Annotated in this window: 3 protein-coding genes; 2 read left to right on the top strand and 1 reads right to left on the bottom strand. The window is 74.2% G+C overall.

The window, feature by feature from the left end:
* A partial coding sequence (locus HMPREF3159_RS06760; protein WP_070500276.1) for a sensor histidine kinase occupies positions 1–1,192 on the bottom strand: 1,192 nt, incomplete at its 3' end.
* Between the two features lie 144 nt (positions 1,193–1,336).
* Between HMPREF3159_RS06760 and HMPREF3159_RS06755 the strand changes: the two genes are divergently transcribed.
* Together HMPREF3159_RS06755 and HMPREF3159_RS06750 are read left to right on the top strand one after the other, a co-directional pair.
* Positions 1,337–2,413, top strand: a complete 1,077-nt coding sequence (locus HMPREF3159_RS06755) for an ABC transporter permease (RefSeq protein ID WP_070500274.1) — start codon at positions 1,337–1,339, stop codon at positions 2,411–2,413.
* A 5-nt stretch (positions 2,414–2,418) separates the two neighbouring features.
* On the top strand, positions 2,419–3,171 hold the full coding sequence (locus tag HMPREF3159_RS06750) for an ABC transporter ATP-binding protein (RefSeq protein ID WP_070500271.1): 753 nt from the start codon (positions 2,419–2,421) through the stop codon (positions 3,169–3,171).
* The last annotated feature ends 354 nt before the right edge of the window (positions 3,172–3,525 follow it).

Raw genomic sequence — 3,525 nt, 5'->3', positions numbered from 1 at the left:
CGATGCGCGCGCCGCCGCTGGTTCGCGCGGCGTCGCCGGTGGCAGCACCGTCGGCCGCCCGACCCACGGCCGACGGGTCGAAGCCGCGCCCGTCGTCGACCACGTCGAGGCTCACCCGGTCCGGCCACCAGACCAGCGTGAGCACGCAGCGCTGCGCCTTCGCATGCCGCTGCACGTTCGCGATCAGGGACTGCGCGGCCCGGTGCAGCGTCTCCACCTGCTCAGGGGCGAGCTCGATCGGGGTCCCGTCGACCCGCAGCTCCCAGCGGGTGGGCCCACCGAGCGCCTCGGCACGGGCGATCACCTCGCGCAGCGCCTGCTCGAGGGTGGTGCGCGGGGCGCGGTCCGCGAGATCGCGGACCAGGCCGCGTGCATCGGCGAGGTTCTCGCGGGCGGTGCGCTCGATGCGGGAGAACTCTTCGGCGGCCGACGGGTGAACGGCGCCCGCGGCGCGGGAGAGCATCACGATCGAGTTCAGGCCCTGGGCGAGGGAGTCGTGGATGTCGCTGGCCAGGCGCTGCCGCTCCTCGGCCACGCCCTTCCTCCGCTCGGAGTCGGCGAGCTCGGCCTGGGCGGCGCGGAGCTGCGTGACGAGTACCCGGCTGCGGTCCGTCTCGCGCAGCAGGCGCCGGTAGACGGCGTGAGCGACCAGGGAGAACACGGCGCCGATCAGCGGTCCGAGGATCTCGCCCACCCCCAGCAGGGCCTCGTCCCGCCCGAGCACCGGGGAGACGATCGCCCACAGGGCCACCAGCGCGAGCGCGAGGGGCCCGCCGACGGGGCCCAGCGCGAACAGGACCAGGAAGAACAGCGTGAACGCGATCCACACGAACGACGGGGAGACGAAGGTGGTCGCCATCCAGGCGGCGGTCAGCGCGAGCACCCACGGCGCCGACGGGAGCAGCAGGTCGGTGGTGTCCGCGCGTCCGGCGTCGCCGCGGCGCAGGGCCCGCTGCGAGCCGAGGAGGTAGATCACGGCGAGCACGACGGCGCACAGGATCGCGAGCGGCGCAGGGACCCCGTCGGCCGTGATCGCGCGGACCGCGCCCACCACCGGCAGCACCAGGAACGCGACGTGCATCGCGCCGCGCAGGGTGGCGGCGAGGGCGGTGGAGGTGTCGCCCGTCGGCGCGGGTCCCTCCCCGATCCGGGGACGGCCCGACTCCTGCTCCGGGACTGGCTCTGCGTTCACCCTCGACACTCTAGGGCCAGGCCCGCCCCCCGCCCCCGCTCGCGGCATCGTCCGAAAGGACGACTCGGCGTTCGTCCTTCTGGTCATCGGGGACCATCCCGCACAGGCGATGTCGCGGGCCAGGATCCGCGATGGCATGGAGCCATGTTCGTCGCACTCAAGGACATCGTCCACGCCAAGGGTCGATTCACCCTCATGATCGGGGTGATCGCCCTGCTCACGCTGCTGCTGGTGCTGCTGACCGGCCTCACCCGCGGTCTCGCCCACCAGAACATCTCCGCCATCGAGGACCTCCCGGCCGACGCGGTCGTGCTCACCCCCACCCTCGGCGACGAGATCTCCTGGTCCGACTCGCAGGTCTCGACCGACCAGGCCGCGACCTGGGAGGCGGCCGACGAGATCACCGCCGAGCCGCTGTCCGTCGGCCAGATGCGCATCGCGGCCGGCGAGGCGGTGACCTCGCTGGCCCTGTTCGGCGTCGCCCCCGACGGCGAGGCCGCGCAGGCGCTGCCCTCGGCGCCCGCCCCGGGCGAGGCGCTGCTGCCCGAGGACGTCGCCGCGGACCTCGGCGTCACGGCCGGGGACACGGTGCAGGTCAACGGCCAGGACCTCACCGTCGTCGGCACCGCCCCGACCTCCTGGTACTCCCACTCCCCCGTCGGCTACATCGACGTCACCACCTTCAAGGACCTCGCCCATCAGGCCGAGGACACCGCGGGCTCCGCCCTGCTGGTCCACGGCGCCGCCGCAGGGGACGAGGTCGTCGAGCAGGCCGCCTGGGACTCCGGCACCCGCGCCGTGAGCGTGGACGACTCCCTTGCCGCCCTGCCCTCCTACTCCTCGGAGAACGGCTCGCTGACCCTCATCCAGGGCTTCCTCTACGGCATCTCCGCCCTGGTCACGATCGCCTTCCTGTCCGTCTGGACCATCCAGCGCACCCGCGACATCGCCGTGCTGCGCGCCCTCGGCGCGACCGCCCGCTACGTCCTGCGGGACACCGTCGGCCAGGCCGCGATCCTGCTCGCCGTCGGCGCGGCGGTCGGCGGCATCGTCGGCGGGGCCGGCGGTGCGGCGCTCGCGACCGTCGCCCCGTTCGAGTCCTCGGCGGTGACCGTGCTGCTGCCCGTCGCGGGAGTGCTCGTGATCGGCCTGCTCGGCTCCGTCCTCGCCACCCGGCGCGTCACCCGCGTCGATCCGCTGCTCGCCCTCGGAGGGAACTGAACCCCATGACCACCACCGCCACCATCACCACCCCCGACACCACGACGACCGCGCCCGCGCTCTCGGCCCGGGACGTCACCGTCACCTACCCCGACGGCCGGAACCCCGACGGCAGCGAGCGCCTGAACACCGTGCTGCACCAGGCGAGCCTGGACGTGGCCCGCGGCGAGTTCGCGGTGATCCTCGGCCCCTCCGGCTCGGGCAAGTCCACCCTGCTCAGCGTCGCCGCGGGGCTCGTCGTCCCGGGCTCCGGCAGCGTCCTGATCGAGGGCACGGACCTCACCGCGCTGGACGAGAAGCGCCGCACCGCGATGCGCCGGGATCGGATCAGCGTCGTCTTCCAGCAGCCGAACCTGCTGCCCGCCCTCACCGTGCGCGACCAGCTGCTGGTCACGAAGCACCTCGCCGGAGTGCGCGGCCGGCGACTGCGCGCCGAGCGGTCCCGGGCCGAGGCGATGCTCGAGCGCGTCGGGATGGGCCAGTACGCGGACCGTCGACCGCACGAGCTCTCCGGCGGTCAGCGCCAGCGGGTCAACATCGCCCGCGCCCTGTTCACCGATCCGGCGGTGCTGCTGGTGGACGAGCCGACCAGCGCTCTGGACCACGAGCGCTCCCGCGAGGTCGTGGACCTGCTGGTGGGGATCACCCGCGAGCTGAAGGTCGCGACCGTGATGGTCACCCACGACCGCGAGTTCGCCGAGGACGCGGACCGTGTGATCACCCTGCGCGACGGGCGGGTGGAGGAGCCGGACGCCTGAGCCACGGCGCCGCGCGGGTCCCGCCGCCCCGCGGACGTGCCGACGCCGACGCACGACGGGTCCGGGCCGCCGTGCGTCGGCGAGGTGCCGGTGACCCTACTCCAGCGCGTCCCCGGAGGCAGGAGGGTCCGCGGACGGGTTGCAGGAGGCCTGGTCCGGACGGGGTGTCGGCGGACTGCCGGAGCGGCGCGAGCGCGTTCGCGCGACGCAGGACGCGGCTGTGCAGGGATCCCCGGCATGACGCCGGCCCGCGTCCCCTGCGTCAGGGGACACGGGCCGGAGCCGGCTGTGTTCAGGGCACGACGCCCGAGGGTTCAGGCCTGCGGCACGACGAGACCGGACGCCGACGAGCGC

Source organism: Brachybacterium sp. HMSC06H03 (assembly GCF_001807385.1).
GTDB lineage: Bacteria > Actinomycetota > Actinomycetes > Actinomycetales > Dermabacteraceae > Brachybacterium > Brachybacterium conglomeratum.
Note: the sequence above shows the minus strand (reverse complement) of the source record. Positions and strands in the feature narration are given on the sequence as shown.

Bases quoted from the DNA above. Each gene is read 5' to 3' on its own strand.
- HMPREF3159_RS06755 (WP_070500274.1), top strand. From the start codon at position 1,337: ATGTTCGTCGCACTCAAGGACATCGTCCACGCCAAGGGTCGATTCACC.
- HMPREF3159_RS06750 (WP_070500271.1), top strand. From the start codon at position 2,419: ATGACCACCACCGCCACCATCACCACCCCCGACACCACGACGACCGCG.